We start from the raw sequence: 17277 nt of genomic DNA on the forward strand, positions 1-17277 counted from the left end.
CATCAATCTAGAGCACGCGTTGCAGACGGTTAACCAGTTCAGCCAGACTCCCGGCCTGCATTTTTTCCATCACCCTTGCCCGATGAACCTCAACCGTTCGCACGGCAATATTCATCGCATCCGCGATTTCCCGGTTCATTAATCCTGTTGCGACCAGATTTGCCAGTTCCCGCTCTTTAGGGGTGAGCTGTTGATAGCAGGCCACAATTTCGTGTCGCGAGAAGGCCGCTGCGGAGACCCGCAATGCGCGCTCCAGTGCGCTTTGCAGTGGTTCAGCTGAAACCGGCTTTTGCAGAAAATCGACCGCGCCGCGCTTCATTTGCTCCACCGCCATCGGCACATCACCATGCCCGGTGAGGAACACGACTGCCAGCGTACTTTCGCATTGCCTCAACGCCTCGTGCACACCGTGTCCATCCAGTACCGGCATCCGCATATCCAGCAGCAACACGCCTTCCTGATGCAGGTCAGCCTGAGTCAGAAACGTTTCGCCCTGATCCCAGCATCGAACGTCGTATCCCAGACTTTCCAGCAAAAATGCACAGGCCTGAGTGACGGCAACATCGTCATCCAGCAGATGAATTATCGCCACAACGGTCCCCTTTCTGTATCGGTTTAAATTGTAATGTCACCACGGCACCCGCCTGACCGTCAGGCGCGACCTGGTTTTTGAGCGTAATCTCGCCCCCCCCATAGCGAACCAGCCGCTGACAAATCGCCAGCCCCAGTCCCATCCCCTCTTTACGCGTCGTCATAAAAGGCTGGAACGCCTGATAGAGCTGGGCTTCATCTATGCCCCCCGCGTTATCCTGCACCCAAATGCGCACACCATTGTCCTCACGCTGCGCCGTCACCCACACGGTTTTTGCGCCTGCCTGCGCGGCGTTGAGCACCAGATTCGCCAGCACCTGTTCAAGCAGTACAGTCGGTAATGTCACTGTCAGCGTATTGCTGATCTTCGTTTGTAACGACACGTCCGGGAATTGTTGCGCCATCCGCAATAATTGCCAGACGTGGTGGATAGCGTCCTGAACGTTAATCGGTTTCCAGTCATCGGCCATCACCGGATTTCCCTGTGCCTGACTGACCCACAGACGCAGATTGCGCAACGTATCGGCTCCCCGCTGCGCCTGAGCATCAATCTGTTCCAGTGCGGGTATCAGTGCATGCTGCGGGTCCTGGCCGCGCAGGCGGATCAGGCTGCCTTGCGCATAGTGACGGATGGCCGAGAGCGGCTGGTTGAGTTCATGGGCAAACCCGGATGTCATCTCGCCGAGGACGCTCATTTGCCGGGCCGTTTCCAGCGCCTGCTCCTGTTTGCGCAATAACACGCTGTTACGCTCCAGTTCCCTACCACGGCGGCGAACCAGCAGCATGACCCAGATATAATTAAGCGCGAGTACCAGCAGCACCACAACCACGGCACCCATTGCCAACTGATGTTGAATAAACCAGCTTTTGACATCCAGCCACAAGTGGCGCTGCTGCGGATGCTGACGCACGTCGCGTAGCAACGTTTCTACCTCACGGGTCGAGGCAGGCGCACCCCAGCGGAAAGCGGCACTTTGCGGCGCGTTAAACAGGACTCGCGTGACACGATCGGCCAGTTCATCGCTCACCTCGGGCAACGCCGCAAACGACCAGTCGGGATAAAGCGGCGTACTGCTTAAACAGGGGATTGACGTCGGATGAGAGAGCACCGTCATAAAATCGGTTTTGTGGAGAAGCCCTTCATCGTCCATTTTTTCCAGTAAACACACCGGCACAATGACCGCCTGAACGGCTTTTTCGCGTAATAAATACAATAAGGCATCGGCAGGAAAACCGGTGAATCGCAAGTGCAGATCGCGCTCAGGACGCAAACCGGCGTCGCTGAGCGCTTTGTACCCCAGCAAATAGCCGCCAAATGCCTGGGGATCAATCGCACCCACGGTTTTGCCGATCAGATCGTGTGGGGACGTTATGCCACTGTCACGCCTGACGAGGATCGCGCTGCCAATCACATTGCTGGTGGCTTTCCCTCCGCGGGTAGAGCGCAATGACGCCAGCCAGCGTAGCGCAGAACGGCTGTTGAGCTGCACAAACTGCGCCGGGTTGGTCACCACAAACTGCACCGTGCCACGGTTGACCGCATCCTGCATCTGATGCAGATCCAGCGGTTGAATATGAAACTGCTCACCGGGAATTTGCTGATTCAGCATGGTTTCCAGCGGCTGCCAGTGGTTGCGGGTGGAAACCTCTCCACGCATAGCCAGAACGCCAATGTTCCATGTCTGCGCCCAGGCTGTACTGCTCAGCATCCATATCGATGCCAGCACCATCAGGCCTCTTACGACATTGCATCTCACTGAATTATCCCTGTCATTTATGTTGTTTTAGATCAACAACAAGCCGGGTATGTGGTTAACCACAATAGAGCTCCCCCCGCCGCGATTTTTACACTGTAAATCATCAACATTCTTTATTCATCATACGCAAACCAACGGCGTGACCAATGTTTCGTTGTTGCATCGTGACGGGAGAAAATATGGACAGCAGTAAACGGCAGTTTCTCCAGCAACTGGGCGTCCTGACCACTGGCGCATCACTGGTACCCCTGGCTCAGGCGCAATTTCCCTTCTCGCCTGAACGACATGAAGGCTCACCCCAACACCGCTACGGCATGTTAGTTGACCTGCGGCGCTGCATTGGTTGCCAGGCCTGTACCGTCAGTTGTGCGATTGAAAACCAGACGCCCCAGGGCGAGTTTCGTACCCACGTCAACCAGTATCAGGTGCAGCTTGAAGGTCAGCAAAGCGTGACCAACGTCCTGCTGCCGCGCCTGTGTAACCATTGCGATAATCCCCCCTGCGTTCCGGTTTGCCCGGTACAAGCCACCTTCCAGCGCGAAGATGGCATTGTCGTTATCGATAACACCCGCTGCGTTGGCTGCGCGTACTGTGTGCAGGCTTGTCCTTACGATGCGCGGTTTATCAACCATGAAACGCAAACCGCCGATAAATGTACGTTTTGCGTCCATCGACTGGAGGCCGGATTGCTCCCCGCCTGCGTGGAATCCTGCGTCGGCGGCGCGCGAATCATTGGCGATCTGAAAGACCCACACAGCCGAATCTCACAAATGCTGCATGAGCACCATGACGCCATCAGAGTCCTGAAACCCGAAAACGGCACCTCGCCACATGTGTTCTACCTGGGACTGGATGACGCGTTTGTTACTCCATTAATGGGACGTGCTCAACCCGCTCTCTGGCAGGAGGTTTAAATGACCCACTCACTGATTATCGAAGAGGTTCTTGCGCGTCCGCAGGACGTAAGCTGGCTCCCCTGGGCGGTACAATATTTCTTTTTTATCGGGATTGCCGCCTGCGCCGCACTGTTCGCCTGTGTGCTTCACTGGCGCAGAAAAGCGATGCCGGAATTAGAGAACCTCACGCTGTTGATCGCCCTGACCTGCGCGATCACGGCTCCGCTGGCGCTCACGGCGGATTTACATCAGACCGCCCGCGTCTGGCATTTCTACGCTTATCCAACTCCCTGGTCATGGATGCCGTGGGGGGCGTTGTTTTTACCCCTGTTCACAGGATTTCTCGGACTGTGGTTTTTGGCGCAGCACGTTAAACACTTCACACATAAAAGTTACAGCGTCACAAAATGGTTGGCCGTGGGCAGTGCGCTCAGCGCCGTCGGGCTGCTGGTGTATACCGGTCGTGAAGTTTCCATCGTGCAGGCGCGCCCTGTCTGGTTCAGCTACGCCTTCCCGGTCGCCATGTTCCTGAGCGCACTACAGACGTTCTTTGCCCTGCTGGTCGCCGCCTCAAAAAGCGAGCAGGCATTACTGCGCAAACTGGCGTGGGGGCAGAGGGTGACATTGGTTGCGCTGGCCATCGTGGTGGTTATCTGGGTAAGCGGCAATACGCTGTCAGGATCGGCTATTCGCCAGTGGTTAGATGTCGCCTCTTCCGCGCGGCACTACGCCATCGCCTGGGCGGCACTCTGGGTCATTTCCCTGGGTCTTTGTGGGCTGATAGTACGTCATCCTCTGTCGCTGCCGCTGCGCATTCTGCTGGCCGTCAGCGCCATGGCGCTGTGCTGGCTAATGCGCTGGACGTTGCTGATTCAGGCACAAACCCTCCCTAAATTTAACGCGCAGTTTAATCCCTATTCCCTGCCCGGCGGCACGGATGGCTGGCTGGCCATCCTTGGCACCTTTGGCCTGTGGATAGCGCTCATCATTATTGTTCGTGAAGCCCTGAACGCGATCGCAAGGAGAATACAACATGGCTAATTTAACCCGTCGTCAGTGGCTTAAAGTCGGTCTCGCTGTGGGGGGAATGGTGACCTTTGGGCTGAGTTATCGGGACGTAGCAAAACGTGCAATTGACGGTTTGCTTGATGGGTCTTCCGGCAAGATTACCCGTGACCGTATCGTGGGCAACGCCCTCCTCCCCGAAGCCAATGCCCGCCCGCAATGGCAGCAAAACCCGCAGCAGGTTATCTCCATGACGCAATGTTTCGGCTGCTGGACACAGTGTGGCATACGGGTGCGCGTTGACAGCGAAAAAGGCAAAGTGCTGCGTATTGCGGGCAACCCCTATCATCCGTTGTCACACGAACACCCCATTGACACCTCCGTTCCCTTTGCCAGCGCCATGGAACAACTGGCGGGTGAAACCGGTCTTGATGCGCGCTCTACTGCCTGCGCCCGTGGCGCAACGTTACTCGAAGGGCTCTACAGCCCGCTGCGTATCCTTGAACCAATGAAGCGTGTCGGTAAGCGTGGCGAAGGAAAATGGCAGCGCATCAGTTTTGAACAACTGATCAAAGAGGTCGTCGAAGGCGGCGATCTGTTTGGCGAGGGTCACGTTGACGGCCTGCGGGCAATATACGATCCCCACACGCCACTCGATGCCAAACACCCTGGTTTTGGGCCAAAATCCAATCAGCTACTGGTCACCAATACCAGCGATGAGGGGCGCGATACGTTTATACGCCGCTTTGCTCTGAACAGTTTCGGCAGCAAAAACTTCGGTGCGCATGGTGCTTATTGTGGGCTGGCGTATCGGGCCGGTTCTGGCGCATTGATGGGGGATCTGGATAAAAACACCCACGTCAAACCTGACTGGGAAAATGTCGAGTTCGCGCTGTTTATGGGCACCTCACCGGCGCAGTCCGGCAACCCTTTTAAGCGTCAGGCTCGCCAGCTTGCCAGCGCCCGCCTGCGCGATGACTTCCGCTATGTCGTGGTGGCGCCAGCGCTGCCCCTAACCACGGTACTGGCTGATGACCGTGGACACTGGCAGCCGGTACGTCCGGGAAGCGACTCCGCGCTGGCAATGGGGATGATCCGCTGGATTATAGACAATCAGCGTTACAACGCCGGTTACCTTGCGATTCCCGGCGTACAGGCCATGCAGCAAGCCGGGGAAAAAAGCTGGACCAATGCTACGCATCTGGTGATCACCGATGAGATCCCGACGCTTGCCGGACAGCATTTAACCCTCGCGCATCTGCATCCAGACGCGCCGAGTGAGCCGATGGTGGTTAACGACGCCGGAGAATGTGTGGCCGCCAGCACGTGTCAGCACGCGCAGCTGTTTGTCACGCGTCAGGTTACGCTGGCTGACGGACAAACAGTCACAGTAAAAAGCGCGTTTCAGTGCCTGAAAGAGTCGGCAGAGAAACGCTCAATGGCTCACTACAGTGAGCAATGCGGTGTACCCGAAGCACAAATAGGCAAGCTGGCCGACGCGTTTACCCGTCATGGACGTAAAGCTGCGGTGATCACCCACGGAGGGATGATGGCAGGCAATGGGTTTTATAACGCCTGGGCGGTAATGATGCTGAATGCGCTGATTGGCAATCTCAGCCTGGAAGGCGGTGTTTTTGTCGGCGGCGGTAAATTCAATGGCGCGACCGATGGCCCACGCTACAACATGGACAGCTTCGCCGGAAAAATTAAACCCAAAGGATTAAGCATCGCCCGCAGTAAAACAGCCTACGAGTCCTCTGAAGAGTACCGTAATAAGGTGGCTGCCGGACAATCCCCCTTCCCGGCGAAAGCACCGTGGTACCCGTTTGTGGCAGGCCAGCTTACCGAACTGCTCACTTCTGCCCTTGAAGGTTACCCTTATCCGCTGAAAGCGTGGATCTCCAACATGACCAACCCGTTCTATGGTGTTGCAGGTCTGCGCGGCGTGGCGGAAGAAAAGCTGAAAGATCCGTCCCGGCTTCCGCTGTTTATCGCGATCGATGCGTTCATGAACGAAACCACGGCGCTGGCGGACTATATCGTACCAGATACCCATAATTTCGAAAGCTGGGGATTCAGCGCGCCATGGGCGGGTGTTGCCAGCAAAGCCACCACCGCACGCTGGCCGGTAGTGGCATCGACCACCAGCAAGACGGCTGAAGGGCAACCCGCATCGATGGAGTCTTTCTGTATCGCTGTGGCGAAGCGCATCGGGTTGCCTGGCTTTGGCGACAGTGCCATTTCCGACCCGCAAGGCAATCAGTATCCGCTAAACCGCGCCGAAGATTACTACCTCAGAATCGCCGCTAACATTGCTTTTATGGGGAAAGCGCCGGTCGCGCAAGCCACAGCGGAAGATATCGCTCTGACTGGCGTACAGCGGATCATGCCTGTATTAACGCAAACGCTGAAAGCCGATGAAGTCAGCCGTGTCGCCTTTATCTACTCACGCGGCGGTCGTTTTGCCCCGGACAAGAGCGGTCGGGCCGATGACCGTGTCGGCAATGCGTGGGAAAAACCGCTACAAATCTGGAATGCTGACGTCGCGGCACATCGTCATGCGATTACCGGTGAGCGCTACAGCGGCTGTCCGGCCTGGTATCCTGCACGCCTCAGTGACGGGCGTTCAGTGGATGAGTTGTTCCCCGTTCAGGAGTGGCCGCTGAAGCTGATTTCCTTTAAATCCAATACCATGTCCAGCGCCACGGCGGTGATCCCGCGTCTGCATCATCTTAAACCGGTCAATTTGGTGGCGATCAACCCGGAAGATGGTCGGCGTTATGGCGTGTCTCACGGCGATATCGTGCGGATCACCACACCGGGAGGACACGCGCAGGCGCAGATCAGTCTGCTTAGCGGTGTCATGCCGGGCGTGATTGCCATTGAACATGGCTATGGGCATAAAGAAATGGGTGCGGCGCAGCACACGCTCGACGGCGAACCGATGGCGTTTGATACCAAAATAAGATCGGGGATAAATATTAACGATCTGGGCTTCGCGGACCCGACACGTCAGGTCGCTAATACCTGGCTGGATTGGGTTTCAGGGGCTTCTGTACGCCAGGGACTTCCGGCAAAAATCGAGCGAGTATGAACCGTGTGCCGGACGGCGACGTTGCCGCCCGGCGCAACCCCGGTCAGTTATTCACCGGGATCACCGCACCTTTATACTTAGTGCGGATCCAATCCTGGATCTCTTTTGAGTGCAGCACATCAACCAGCGCCACAATATCCTTTTTCTTCTCATCACCGCGATGCACGGTAATGATGTTGGCATACGGGTTATTTTCACCACTTTCTACGGCAATCGGATCGTGAACCGGGTCGAGACCCGCGTCGATGGCGTAGTTGGCGTTAATCACCACCGCGTCGCCCTCGTCGTTGTTATACATTTGCGGTAACAGCGCCGCTTCCACGTTAGGCAGGAACTTCAGCTTTTTCGGGTTATCGACAATGTCGCTGATGCGTGCAGTGACTTTATCCACCCCAGGCTTCAGTTTAATGACCCCCTCTTTTTCGAAGATCGATAAGATACGGCCTTCTTCTGAGACAGCGTCACGCATGATGACTTTGCCGCCTTCCGGCAGATCCTTGAGCGATTTCACCTTTTTCGAGTAAATGCCGATAGGCTCAATGTGAATCGCCCCGGCGCTGACGAAGTCATAGGTTTTATCACCGGCATGATCTTTCAATACACTGTTCAGATACGGAATGTGCTGGAAGTAGTTGGCGTCAATCTCACGACCCGCCAGTGCCGTGTTCGGCAGGATGTAATCCTGGAAGGGTTTAATCTCCAGATCGATCCCCTGCTTCGCCAGAATCGGCTTAGCCTGCTCCAGAATTTCTGCATGCGGCACGTTAGATGCGCCAACGGTCAGGGTATCAGCCCAGGAAGCAAAGCTCAGGGCGCTCAGTGTTGCTGCGGCGAGTAATGTCAGCGATTTTTTCATGATGATGGTTTCCGTATTTTATTAGCGTTTATCTAACAGAGAGGTGATCACATCGCCGCAAAGCTGGATGATGAAAACGATGACAAGAATGGTCACCGTCGCCACCAGCGTGACGTCGCTGTGGTTGCGCTGGAATCCTTCCAGGTAAGCCAAATTCCCTAAACCACCTGCACCGATCACCCCCGCCATCGCGCTGTAGCTAACCAGCGCAATCAGCGTCACGGTGATACCGGACACCAGGGCGGGTGACGATTCAGGCAGTAAAACCCGAAAAATAAGCGTGCTCAGACGTGCGCCCATCGAGCGGGTCGCTTCAATGACGCCTTTATCCACTTCACGCAGGGCGATTTCGACCAGACGTGCATAAAACGGTGCGGCGCCCACAATTAACGCGGGCAGCGCGGCATTCGCCCCGAGAATGGTGCCGACCATTGCTTTGGTAAACGGGATCAGCAGCACGATCAGAATGATGAACGGGATCGAGCGAAAAATGTTCACGACCAACGAGATAGCGCTGTACAACGCACGATTCTGAAACAGCCCGCCGCGCGCGGTGAGAAACAGCGCCAGCCCGAGGGCGATGCCCAATACAAACGTCGCCAGGCCTGACAGCGCCGTCATGTAGAGCGTTTCCTGAGTGGCGGCAAACAATTGATCCCATTTCAGATGGGGAAACAGATCTTCAGCCATGTTGAATAACCTCGCCGTCAATGTCGTTATGGCGCAGGTCGGCCAGAATATTGTTGAGTTGTTCTTCGCTGGCGACAACGTGTACCCAGAGCTGGCCGAATGTGCCGTGGGCGGTCTGCGTCATTTTGCCGTGCAAGATGTTGAACGGCAGGCCGTAGCGCAGCGTCAACTCACCGACAATCGGTCGATGGGTGCGGTTTCCGGTAAAGGTTAACTTGATCACGACGCCGCCAAGCTCGCGTGCCAGCTGTGGGTTGAACTCATCCTCCTCAGCATACTGACTCACCTGACGGACAAACTGCCGGGTAATTGGTTGCTGCGGATGCGTAAAGACGCTAAGCACATCGCCTTCTTCGACGACCTTGCCGTTTTCCATCACGGCCACCCGATCGCAGATTTTGCGTACCACATGCATCTCATGCGTAATCAGCACGATCGTGAGTTTGAAACGGCGGTTAATATCGAGCAGTAAATCCAGGATCTGATCGGTGGTTTGCGGATCCAGTGCCGATGTGGCTTCGTCACATAACAGCACGTCCGGGTTATTCGCCAGCGCGCGGGCAATCCCCACGCGCTGTTTTTGACCCCCGCTAAGTTGCGACGGATATGCGTTTTCGCGCCCCGTCAGCCCTACCAGCGTAATCAATTCGGCCACCCGCGCCTTGATAGCGGCTTTCGGGGCACCGGCGATTTGCATTGAGAACGCGATGTTTTCGCGAACGGTCCGCGACCACAATAAATTGAAGTGCTGAAATACCATGCTAATTTTCAGCCGCGCCTGACGCAATGATTCACCCTGTGCAGCAGAAATGTCATGGCCGTTGATCATCACACTGCCGGCGGTCGGCTTTTCAAGGCCATTGAGCAGGCGAATCAAGGTGCTTTTTCCGGCACCACTGTAGCCAATAATTCCGTAAATCTGTCCCTGTTCAACCGTCAGGTTGACGTTATCGACAGCGGTAATAGCAAGCCTGCCTGGCGTAAACACTTTCGAAATATTTTTCAGGACAATCATGTCGTTTAGGTATCCGCTGCTGCTTATAGTTATCCTGCTAGCGCCTTCGCTGTTTAGCAGTATGGATGTCTAAACGAGTGTAATAGTGAAGATATATTTTTAGAATGAATTAAAATGAATTTGATATAACTTTTAGAAATATTATTTTTTTCACCGTCGTCACACGCCTATTGACCGCTGCTGAAAGGGTAACGACTGTTTGTTGCGCAACATGCCTCGACTGCGCACGACCGCTTTATCCATACCGATGCACAAATTCGTGAATATTTCTTATGAAACTGCACAGAACTCTTTTGAAACGCTGTTTCCATTTTCCTTTTTGATAAATTTCAGCGTATAATGCGCGCCAATTGTCTCTTGAATGGTTTCAGCACATTGACCTGTAAAACTCAACGACTACAAAACTCACCTTCCCGTTGGGCTGAAACGCAAGCACACATTCCTCTGCACGCTCTTTCGAAGTCACCTATTCTTAGAGCGAGGCATCACAACTTTCGTAACTCAGGTTTAGCTTTCCATCCGTGCGCGGTGGAGGCCAGATTTCCATATCCTTCTCAACTTAAAGACTAAGACTGTCATGAAAAAGACGAAAATTGTTTGCACCATCGGTCCGAAAACCGAATCCGAAGAGATGTTGACCAAAATGCTGGACGCTGGCATGAACGTCATGCGTCTGAACTTCTCCCACGGCGACTACGCAGAACACGGTCAGCGCATCCAGAACTTGCGCAACGTGATGAGCAAGACCGGCAAAAAAGCGGCCATTCTGCTCGACACCAAAGGTCCGGAAATCCGTACCATTAAACTGGAAGGCGGTAACGACGTTTCTCTGAAAGCGGGCCAGACCTTCACTTTCACCACTGACAAATCTGTTGTCGGTAACAGCGAAATCGTTGCTGTCACTTACGAAGGCTTCACCAAAGACCTGTCCGTTGGTAACACCGTTCTGGTTGACGATGGCCTGATCGGCATGGAAGTTACCGCTATCGAAGGTAACAAAGTTATCTGTAAAGTGCTGAACAACGGCGACCTGGGCGAAAACAAAGGCGTTAACCTGCCGGGCGTTTCCATCGCGCTGCCTGCACTGGCTGAGAAAGACAAACAAGACCTGATCTTCGGTTGCGAACAAGGCGTTGACTTCGTTGCTGCGTCCTTTATCCGTAAACGTTCTGACGTCATCGAAATCCGTGAGCACCTGAAAGCTAACGGCGGCGAAAACATTCAGATCATCTCCAAAATCGAAAACCAGGAAGGCCTGAACAACTTCGACGAAATCCTCGAAGCGTCTGACGGCATCATGGTTGCTCGTGGCGACATGGGTGTTGAGATCCCGGTTGAAGAAGTTATCTTCGCGCAGAAGATGATCATCGAAAAATGTATTCGTGCGCGCAAAGTGGTAATCACTGCGACCCAGATGCTGGACTCCATGATCAAAAACCCGCGTCCGACCCGCGCTGAAGCTGGCGACGTGGCGAACGCCATCCTCGACGGTACCGATGCCGTTATGCTGTCTGGCGAATCCGCAAAAGGTAAATACCCGCTGGAAGCCGTTACCATCATGGCGACCATCTGCGAACGTACTGACCGCGTGATGACCAGCCGTCTGGACTTCAACAACGACAGCCGCAAACTGCGTATCACCGAAGCGGTGTGCCGTGGCGCGGTTGAAACTGCTGAGAAACTGGACGCTCCGCTGATCGTGGTTGCGACCCAGGGCGGTAAATCTGCTCGTGCAGTGCGTAAATACTTCCCGGATGCGACCATTCTGGCGCTGACCACCAACGAAACCACTGCCCGTCAGCTGGTGCTGAGCAAAGGCGTTGTGGCTCAGGTTGTCAAAGAAATCAGCTCTACCGATGATTTCTACCGTCTGGGTAAAGAAGTCGCTGTAGAAAGCGGTCTGGCACAGAAAGGTGACGTTGTTGTTATGGTTTCTGGCGCACTGGTACCGAGCGGCACCACCAATACGGCCTCTGTTCACGTGCTGTAATAATTCCGACGTGAATTAATTTGCTTAAAAAAGCGCCCTTGTGGCGCTTTTTTTATTTTTCCGATAACCACGATTAATAAAAAATCAAATCGGATTTCACTATCTAATCAAAGATTATCTAAGATGAATCCGATGGAAGCTTTCTGTTTTCACACGCTTTTTTAGCCGTTTTTGCACAATTCGATGCTTCTTTGAGCGAACGATCAAAAATAAGTGCATTCCCATCAAAAAAATATTCTCAACATAAAAAACTTTGTGTAATACTTGTAACGCTACATGGAGATTAACTCAATCTAGAGGGTATTAATAATGAATCGTACTAAACTGGTACTGGGCGCGGTAATCCTGGGTTCTACTCTGCTGGCAGGTTGCTCCAGCAACGCTAAAATCGATCAGCTGTCTTCTGACGTTCAGACTCTGAACGCTAAAGTTGACCAGCTGAGCAACGACGTGAACGCAATGCGTTCCGACGTTCAGGCTGCTAAAGATGACGCAGCTCGCGCTAACCAGCGTCTGGACAACGCAGCTACTAAATACCGCAAGTAATAGTACCTGTGTAATAAAAATGGCGCACATTGTGCGCCATTTTTTTTGCTCTGCATTTATCTTCCCTGTTACTGCGTAGTACGCATCTCCTCTCCCGCCCCTGGCAATCCATTCTGCGCAGACTTCACTTCTGCCCCATTTGCGGTAACCGGCGTTTGCCCGGCTGTGACCGTAACCGGATAACCTGCACGACGATACAGCGCCCTTTCTACCAGGCTGCTATCAACGGCTTTATTGTCTTTAAACTGGCTAAAGCCTGCTGGCAGGACATACGGCATGGTCTGAACGTTTTGTTCCTCTTCGGGTGACAAGGGACGATGCACTTCCACATAACGCATACCGTTAGGTTCGACCGAGTACTTGATCGGCTCATTGATCACTCTGACCGGCGTTCCGGTTCGAACCTGGGCAAACAGCGCTTTGATATCCGGCGCATTCATGCGGATACAGCCAGAACTCACTCGCAAGCCGACGCTGTCAGGTGCGCTGGTTCCATGGATAAGGTACTCACCGTTACCATGCGCCAGACGCAGCGCATAGCGTCCTAACGGGTTATTCGGCCCTGCAGGTACCACAGGGGGTAATGTAATGCCGCGCTCCTGAGAGCGCTTACGGATGCCTGCTGTGGGTGTCCACGTTGGATTAGGTATCTTTTGCCCAACGCGGGTATCCATTACCGGCGTTTCCAGCCCTTGTAAGCCAATGCCAATTGGGAATACCTGAACAATGTTTTCGCCCGGTGGGAAATAATACAAACGTAGCTCGGCAAGATTGACAATAATGCCTTCACGCGGTGCATCCGGTAGCAGTAATTGCGAGGGAATGGTTATCAACGTGCCGGGTTTGGGTACAGGCGCAATGGTGTTGTTGGCTTCGAGGATCAGCATCGCGGCAGTATCAAACCGCCTGGCGATTGCCTGTAAGTTTTTATCGCCTTCCTGGACGGTATAGGTTTGATTCTGCCCGACAAGGCGACTGTTCGCCTGGGGCAAAGGATAATCGACCGCCCAGGCGGCCTGTAAAGCGCTGTAAGCGCCGATTAGCATTAGAGTAATAGTAGACGCGCGTTTCATACTCACTCACCCCCCTGGCGTTGTTACCGGATGGCGGCTGGCGCCTGATCCGGTTTACGAGTCATTGCGTTACCTGCACAACATCTGTCAGGACAGCCTGAAAGATGACGTGCTTTTTCTAGTTTAGCTAACAGTTGCCGCTTTCGTGCGGATAGCGCGAATCATCGCTTCCAGTCCCTGTGAGCGAGAAGGCGTGAGATGCTGTGTCAGCGCCATTTTCTCAAACCACGGACGCACATCAAAATTCACGATATCCTGGGCCGTCATTCGGTCGTACAAAATGAATACCACGGCGATAAGCCCTTTCACAATTGCTGCGTCACTGTCGCCCTGTAATTCAATAATGCCTTCGGCATTTTGACGCATTACAATCCAAACCTGACTCTGACATCCCTGAATACTATTTTCCGGGCGGCGATCGTCGGTGTTTAATTCCGGCAGACGCTGCCCCAATTCAATGATGTACAGATACTTCTCTTCCCAATTAGCGCAACGCAGAAAATTACGCAACAATTTTTCTTTATCCGGTAATCCAGCCATAACGCCTCCCTGTTATCCCAATAAGTGATGAATGCGTTTGAGCCCCGTCACCAGACGATCCACTTCTTCATGGGTGTTGTACATGGCAATGGATGCCCGACACATGGCAGGAACGTTGTAATACGCCATCAGCGGCATCGCACAGTGATGCCCCGTACGCACGGCTATCCCGTAGTTATCGAGAAAGCTGCCCACGTCATACGCATGATGCTTACCCAGGTTAAACGCAATCACGCCCAGCCGATTTTCCGGGCCGTAAAGTGTCAGGTCCGGGACGCTCGCCAGTTGTTCCAGCGCATAGCGCATCATGAATTGTTCATATTCGCTGATTTCAGCCAGCCCCAGTGCCGAAACATATTCAATAGCCGCGCCGAGCCCGATAATGCCGCCGGTGTTGGGCGTACCCGCTTCAAAGCGCCAGGGCGCTTTAGCCCATGTCGTGCCCTGAGTCAGGCTGACTGTCGCAATCATTGAACCGCCCCCTTCCCAGGGCGGCATCTCCTGCAGCAACGCTTCTCGGGCATACAGCACGCCGATGCCCGTTGGGCCATAGAGTTTATGCCCGGAGAAAACATAAAAGTCGCAATCCAGCGCCTGCACGTCCACGGTATGGTGCATAACCGCCTGCGCGCCATCCACCAGCACTTTTGCGCCATACTGATGCGCCAGCGCAATCATCTCCGGCAACGGGTTTTCTGTCCCTAACACGTTCGATACATGGGTAATGGCCAGCAGTTGGGTGCGTTCATCAAACAAGGCCGGGAGCGCATCCAGTTGCAATGTACCATCAGCATTCAGCGGAATAATACGCAGCTCAGCACCCACGCGCGCACACAGCATCTGCCAGGGGACGATATTGGCATGGTGCTCCATTTCGCTAATGATGATGTTGTCACCCGCCCGCACATTGCTGCTGCCCCAACTGTTCGCGACCAGATTAATGCCTTCCGTCGTACCGCGCACAAACACCAGCTCTTCGGCTGAACGGGCATTAATAAACAGGGATGCCAGCTTGCGGACATTCTCCATTTTCTCCGTGGCCTGGGCGCTAAGAGTATGGATACCGCGGTGTACCGCCGCATAGCCATGCCGATAAAACTCGGCTTCAGCGTCAATCACCTGATTCGGTTTTTGCGCGCTGGCGGCGCTGTCCAGATAAGCCAGCGGCAACCCGTTCACTTCACGCGTCAGGACCGGAAAATCAGCCCGTACTTTTTCAATGGGAAATGTCATGCTACGCCTCCCGGCAGGCGTTGAGCGATCCGCGCCAGCACCTGTTGTTTCAGCGTTTCATCGCTCAGGGCTTCCGTCAGCTCAGCGGCAAACGCGTAGAGAATCATCTGTTGAGCATCCTGCTGGCCGATCCCTCGGGAGCGAAGATAGAACATCTGCTCGTCGTCGATCCGACCGACTGTCGCCCCGTGGCTGCATTTCACATCGTCGGCGTAGATTTCCAGCTGCGGCTTGGTATCCACTTCCGCCAGTTTTCCGAGCAGCAAATTATTGTTGGTCATCTGGCCGTCGGTTTTAATGGCATGCTGCGCCACGTTGATCAGACCATTGAACACCGCCCGACCTTTATCGCTCACAATCGTTTTATGCAGCTGTCGGCTGTTGCAATAGCCTTTGTTGTGCTCCAGCCAGGTGCGGGTATCACACACTTCGTTTTTCACCGGCATCGCCAGGCTGTTAATACGCAGCGTGGTATTTTCGCCATTAAGTTGAGTGCTGGTGTTATGGCGCAGCACGGCATCCCCCAACAAAAAACTGTAGCTGATAGCCGTGGCATCGGCGCCAAGCTGAATGTCGTTATGCGCGAAGTGATGGCTGACCGGATTCTCAAACGCCAGTTTGATATGGTGCAACTGGGCATTTGCCGCCACGTTCATCGTTAAGCGCGCCCCCGTAAAATGCCGGGCCTCGTTGAGACTGACATAGTGTTCGATGACGGTGGCGTCCGCGCCTTCCGCCAGTTCAAGATGGTGACGATAATGCGCAGTATTGACCTCATCGCCCGCCAGCCCCTGGGTAATGTGCATCAATAGCAACGGTTTTGCCGGGCGGGTGTTACGTCTGACGGAGATATGCGTGACGCTGGGGGACAGGCTTTCCGTCAGGTGCAGAAACACTTCCGGCTGTATCGCCGCAGGTAGCGCCTGACGCGCATCGTCAACCGTGATTTCGAAGCCGCTGCCGTCCGTGCTGTCACACAGCGACGGGCAGAACTGTCCATCGACAAACACCAGACGCACAGCGTCAATGCCTGGCGCCAGCGCGTCACATTGTGCCGGGGTGATGTCCGCGTAACGACTGACAAACTGGCTGTTGGTTAACCCTTCCAGCGGCGTATATTTCCAGTCCTCATGCTTGCGCGTTGGCAGCCCCAGACGCAGCATTTGCTGCAGATGCTGTTGCGCATGATGCGAACGGGTTTCACCCTGTGCTTCAAACAGATGGTGCCACTGTTGTAGCACGTTACTGCTGTTCACTAAGCCAGCCATATCCTTGCTCCTCCAGCTGTTTGACCAGCGTGAAATCACCAGACTTCACGATTCGCCCCTGATAAAGAACATGAACATAATCAGGTTTGATATAGTCCAGAATACGCTGATAGTGGGTGACAATAATGAACGAACGCTTTCCGTCGCGCAGCGAGTTGACGCCATCTGCAACGATTTTCAGCGCGTCGATGTCCAGCCCGGAGTCTGACTCATCGAGAATGCACAATTCCGGCTCCAGCACCGCCATTTGCAGAATGTCATTGCGCTTTTTCTCTCCGCCCGAAAATCCTACGTTCACCGAGCGGGTGAGCAAATCTTCCGGCATCTTCAGGAGCGCAATTTTTTCTTCCATCAGATCCTGAAAGTCGAATCGATCCAGAGACGCTTCGCCACGGTAACCGCGTACCGCATTGAGCGCCGTTTGCAGGAAAAACTGATTGCTGACGCCGGGGATTTCCACCGGATACTGAAACGCCATAAAAATGCCTTCGCCCGCCCGGTCTTCCGGCGACAGTTCCAGCAAGTCTTTGCCCTTGAACTCAACCGTGCCACCGGTCACGTCATAATCTTCGCGTCCGGCGAGCGTTGCAGAGAGCGTACTTTTCCCCGAGCCGTTCGGTCCCATAATGGCGTGAACTTCACCGGGACGGATCTCAAGGCTCAGCCCACGCAGGATCGCCTTATCTTCCACACTGACCTGTAAATCTTTAATGCTTAACATGT

15 protein-coding genes are annotated in these 17277 nt (G+C 54.2%); 5 read left to right on the forward strand and 10 right to left on the reverse strand.

Going from position 1 to position 17277, the window contains the following annotated elements; genetic code table 11:
- Positions 1–7: 7 nt before the first annotated feature.
- Together ttrR and ttrS are read right to left on the reverse strand one after the other, a co-directional pair.
- Positions 8–592 carry a tetrathionate respiration response regulator TtrR gene (ttrR, locus tag N7268_RS22720; RefSeq protein WP_260864580.1) on the reverse strand — a complete coding sequence of 195 codons (585 nt, stop codon included), beginning with the start codon at positions 590–592 and terminating at the stop codon, positions 8–10.
- The gene (gene ttrS / locus N7268_RS22725) at positions 567–2348 is read right to left on the reverse strand and encodes a tetrathionate respiration histidine kinase TtrS (RefSeq protein WP_260864581.1); all 1782 of its coding nucleotides are present in this window, start codon (positions 2346–2348) and stop codon (positions 567–569) included. Before ttrS ends, ttrR begins: the two co-directional genes overlap by 26 nt.
- Before the next feature lie 179 nt (positions 2349–2527).
- On the opposite strand from ttrS, the gene ttrB reads away from it, so the two are divergent.
- From ttrB to ttrA, 3 genes are read left to right on the forward strand one after another with little or no spacing between them, the layout of a single operon-like run.
- The gene (ttrB, locus tag N7268_RS22730) at positions 2528–3262 is read left to right on the forward strand and encodes a tetrathionate reductase subunit TtrB (RefSeq protein ID WP_313958456.1); all 735 of its coding nucleotides are present in this window, start codon (positions 2528–2530) and stop codon (positions 3260–3262) included.
- Positions 3263–4285 carry a tetrathionate reductase subunit TtrC gene (ttrC, locus tag N7268_RS22735; RefSeq protein ID WP_260864582.1) on the forward strand — a complete coding sequence of 341 codons (1023 nt, stop codon included), beginning with the start codon at positions 3263–3265 and terminating at the stop codon, positions 4283–4285.
- Entirely contained in the window at positions 4278–7343 is a 3066-nt protein-coding gene (gene ttrA, locus N7268_RS22740) for a tetrathionate reductase subunit TtrA (protein WP_260864583.1), read from the forward strand. The genes ttrC and ttrA overlap by 8 nt, the downstream gene beginning before the upstream one ends.
- 43 nt (positions 7344–7386) lie before the next feature.
- Here ttrA and N7268_RS22745 read toward each other — a convergent pair whose 3' ends face one another.
- Genes N7268_RS22745 through N7268_RS22755 form a run of 3 tightly spaced genes read right to left on the reverse strand, consistent with a single transcriptional unit; the run spans position 7387 to position 9904 of the window.
- Positions 7387–8199: a MetQ/NlpA family ABC transporter substrate-binding protein gene (locus N7268_RS22745; protein WP_260864584.1), complete on the reverse strand. Its 813-nt coding sequence runs from the start codon at positions 8197–8199 to the stop codon at positions 7387–7389.
- A 21-nt stretch (positions 8200–8220) separates the two neighbouring features.
- A complete protein-coding gene (locus N7268_RS22750; RefSeq protein ID WP_260864585.1) occupies positions 8221–8889 on the reverse strand; it encodes a methionine ABC transporter permease in 669 nt (222 codons plus the stop codon).
- The gene (locus N7268_RS22755) at positions 8882–9904 is read right to left on the reverse strand and encodes a methionine ABC transporter ATP-binding protein (protein WP_260864586.1); all 1023 of its coding nucleotides are present in this window, start codon (positions 9902–9904) and stop codon (positions 8882–8884) included. Before N7268_RS22755 ends, N7268_RS22750 begins: the two co-directional genes overlap by 8 nt.
- Positions 9905–10481: 577 nt before the next feature.
- Between N7268_RS22755 and pykF the strand changes: the two genes are divergently transcribed.
- Positions 10482–11894, forward strand: coding sequence for a pyruvate kinase PykF (gene pykF / locus N7268_RS22760; protein WP_198904362.1), 1413 nt, complete (start codon positions 10482–10484; stop codon positions 11892–11894).
- Between the two features lie 309 nt (positions 11895–12203).
- A complete protein-coding gene (lpp, locus tag N7268_RS22765) occupies positions 12204–12440 on the forward strand; it encodes a murein lipoprotein Lpp (protein ID WP_003029373.1) in 237 nt (78 codons plus the stop codon).
- A gap of 68 nt (positions 12441–12508) precedes the next feature.
- Here the strand turns inward: lpp and N7268_RS22770 are convergent, their stop codons facing one another.
- The 5 genes from N7268_RS22770 to sufC all read right to left on the reverse strand — a co-directional run bounded on the left by N7268_RS22770 (position 12509) and on the right by sufC (position 17275).
- On the reverse strand, positions 12509–13513 hold the full coding sequence (locus N7268_RS22770) for a L,D-transpeptidase family protein (protein ID WP_260864713.1): 1005 nt from the start codon (positions 13511–13513) through the stop codon (positions 12509–12511).
- A gap of 123 nt (positions 13514–13636) precedes the next feature.
- Positions 13637–14053: a cysteine desulfuration protein SufE gene (gene sufE, locus N7268_RS22775; RefSeq protein ID WP_260864587.1), complete on the reverse strand. Its 417-nt coding sequence runs from the start codon at positions 14051–14053 to the stop codon at positions 13637–13639.
- A 12-nt stretch (positions 14054–14065) separates the two neighbouring features.
- Entirely contained in the window at positions 14066–15286 is a 1221-nt protein-coding gene (sufS, locus tag N7268_RS22780; RefSeq protein WP_260864588.1) for a cysteine desulfurase SufS, read from the reverse strand.
- Positions 15283–16554, reverse strand: coding sequence for a Fe-S cluster assembly protein SufD (sufD, locus tag N7268_RS22785; protein WP_260864589.1), 1272 nt, complete (start codon positions 16552–16554; stop codon positions 15283–15285). The genes sufS and sufD overlap by 4 nt, the downstream gene beginning before the upstream one ends.
- Positions 16529–17275 (reverse strand): Fe-S cluster assembly ATPase SufC, encoded by a 747-nt coding sequence (sufC, locus tag N7268_RS22790; protein ID WP_198904366.1) that lies wholly within the window; start codon positions 17273–17275, stop codon positions 16529–16531. The genes sufD and sufC overlap by 26 nt, the downstream gene beginning before the upstream one ends.
- Between the last annotated feature and the right edge of the window lie 2 nt (positions 17276–17277).

Source organism: Citrobacter sp. Marseille-Q6884, from assembly GCF_945906775.1.
Classification (GTDB): domain Bacteria; phylum Pseudomonadota; class Gammaproteobacteria; order Enterobacterales; family Enterobacteriaceae; genus Citrobacter.

Coding starts and splice junctions, on each gene's coding strand:
- sufC (WP_198904366.1), bottom strand. CDS start 17,275: ATGTTAAGCATTAAAGATTTACAGGTCAGTGTGGAAGATAAGGCGATC.
- ttrA (WP_260864583.1), top strand. CDS start 4,278: ATGGCTAATTTAACCCGTCGTCAGTGGCTTAAAGTCGGTCTCGCTGTG.
- N7268_RS22750 (WP_260864585.1), bottom strand. CDS start 8,889: ATGGCTGAAGATCTGTTTCCCCATCTGAAATGGGATCAATTGTTTGCC.
- N7268_RS22755 (WP_260864586.1), bottom strand. CDS start 9,904: ATGATTGTCCTGAAAAATATTTCGAAAGTGTTTACGCCAGGCAGGCTT.
- sufS (WP_260864588.1), bottom strand. CDS start 15,286: ATGACATTTCCCATTGAAAAAGTACGGGCTGATTTTCCGGTCCTGACG.
- N7268_RS22770 (WP_260864713.1), bottom strand. CDS start 13,513: ATGAAACGCGCGTCTACTATTACTCTAATGCTAATCGGCGCTTACAGC.
- pykF (WP_198904362.1), top strand. CDS start 10,482: ATGAAAAAGACGAAAATTGTTTGCACCATCGGTCCGAAAACCGAATCC.
- ttrC (WP_260864582.1), top strand. CDS start 3,263: ATGACCCACTCACTGATTATCGAAGAGGTTCTTGCGCGTCCGCAGGAC.
- ttrB (WP_313958456.1), top strand. CDS start 2,528: ATGGACAGCAGTAAACGGCAGTTTCTCCAGCAACTGGGCGTCCTGACC.
- N7268_RS22745 (WP_260864584.1), bottom strand. CDS start 8,199: ATGAAAAAATCGCTGACATTACTCGCCGCAGCAACACTGAGCGCCCTG.
- sufD (WP_260864589.1), bottom strand. CDS start 16,554: ATGGCTGGCTTAGTGAACAGCAGTAACGTGCTACAACAGTGGCACCAT.
- lpp (WP_003029373.1), top strand. CDS start 12,204: ATGAATCGTACTAAACTGGTACTGGGCGCGGTAATCCTGGGTTCTACT.
- sufE (WP_260864587.1), bottom strand. CDS start 14,053: ATGGCTGGATTACCGGATAAAGAAAAATTGTTGCGTAATTTTCTGCGT.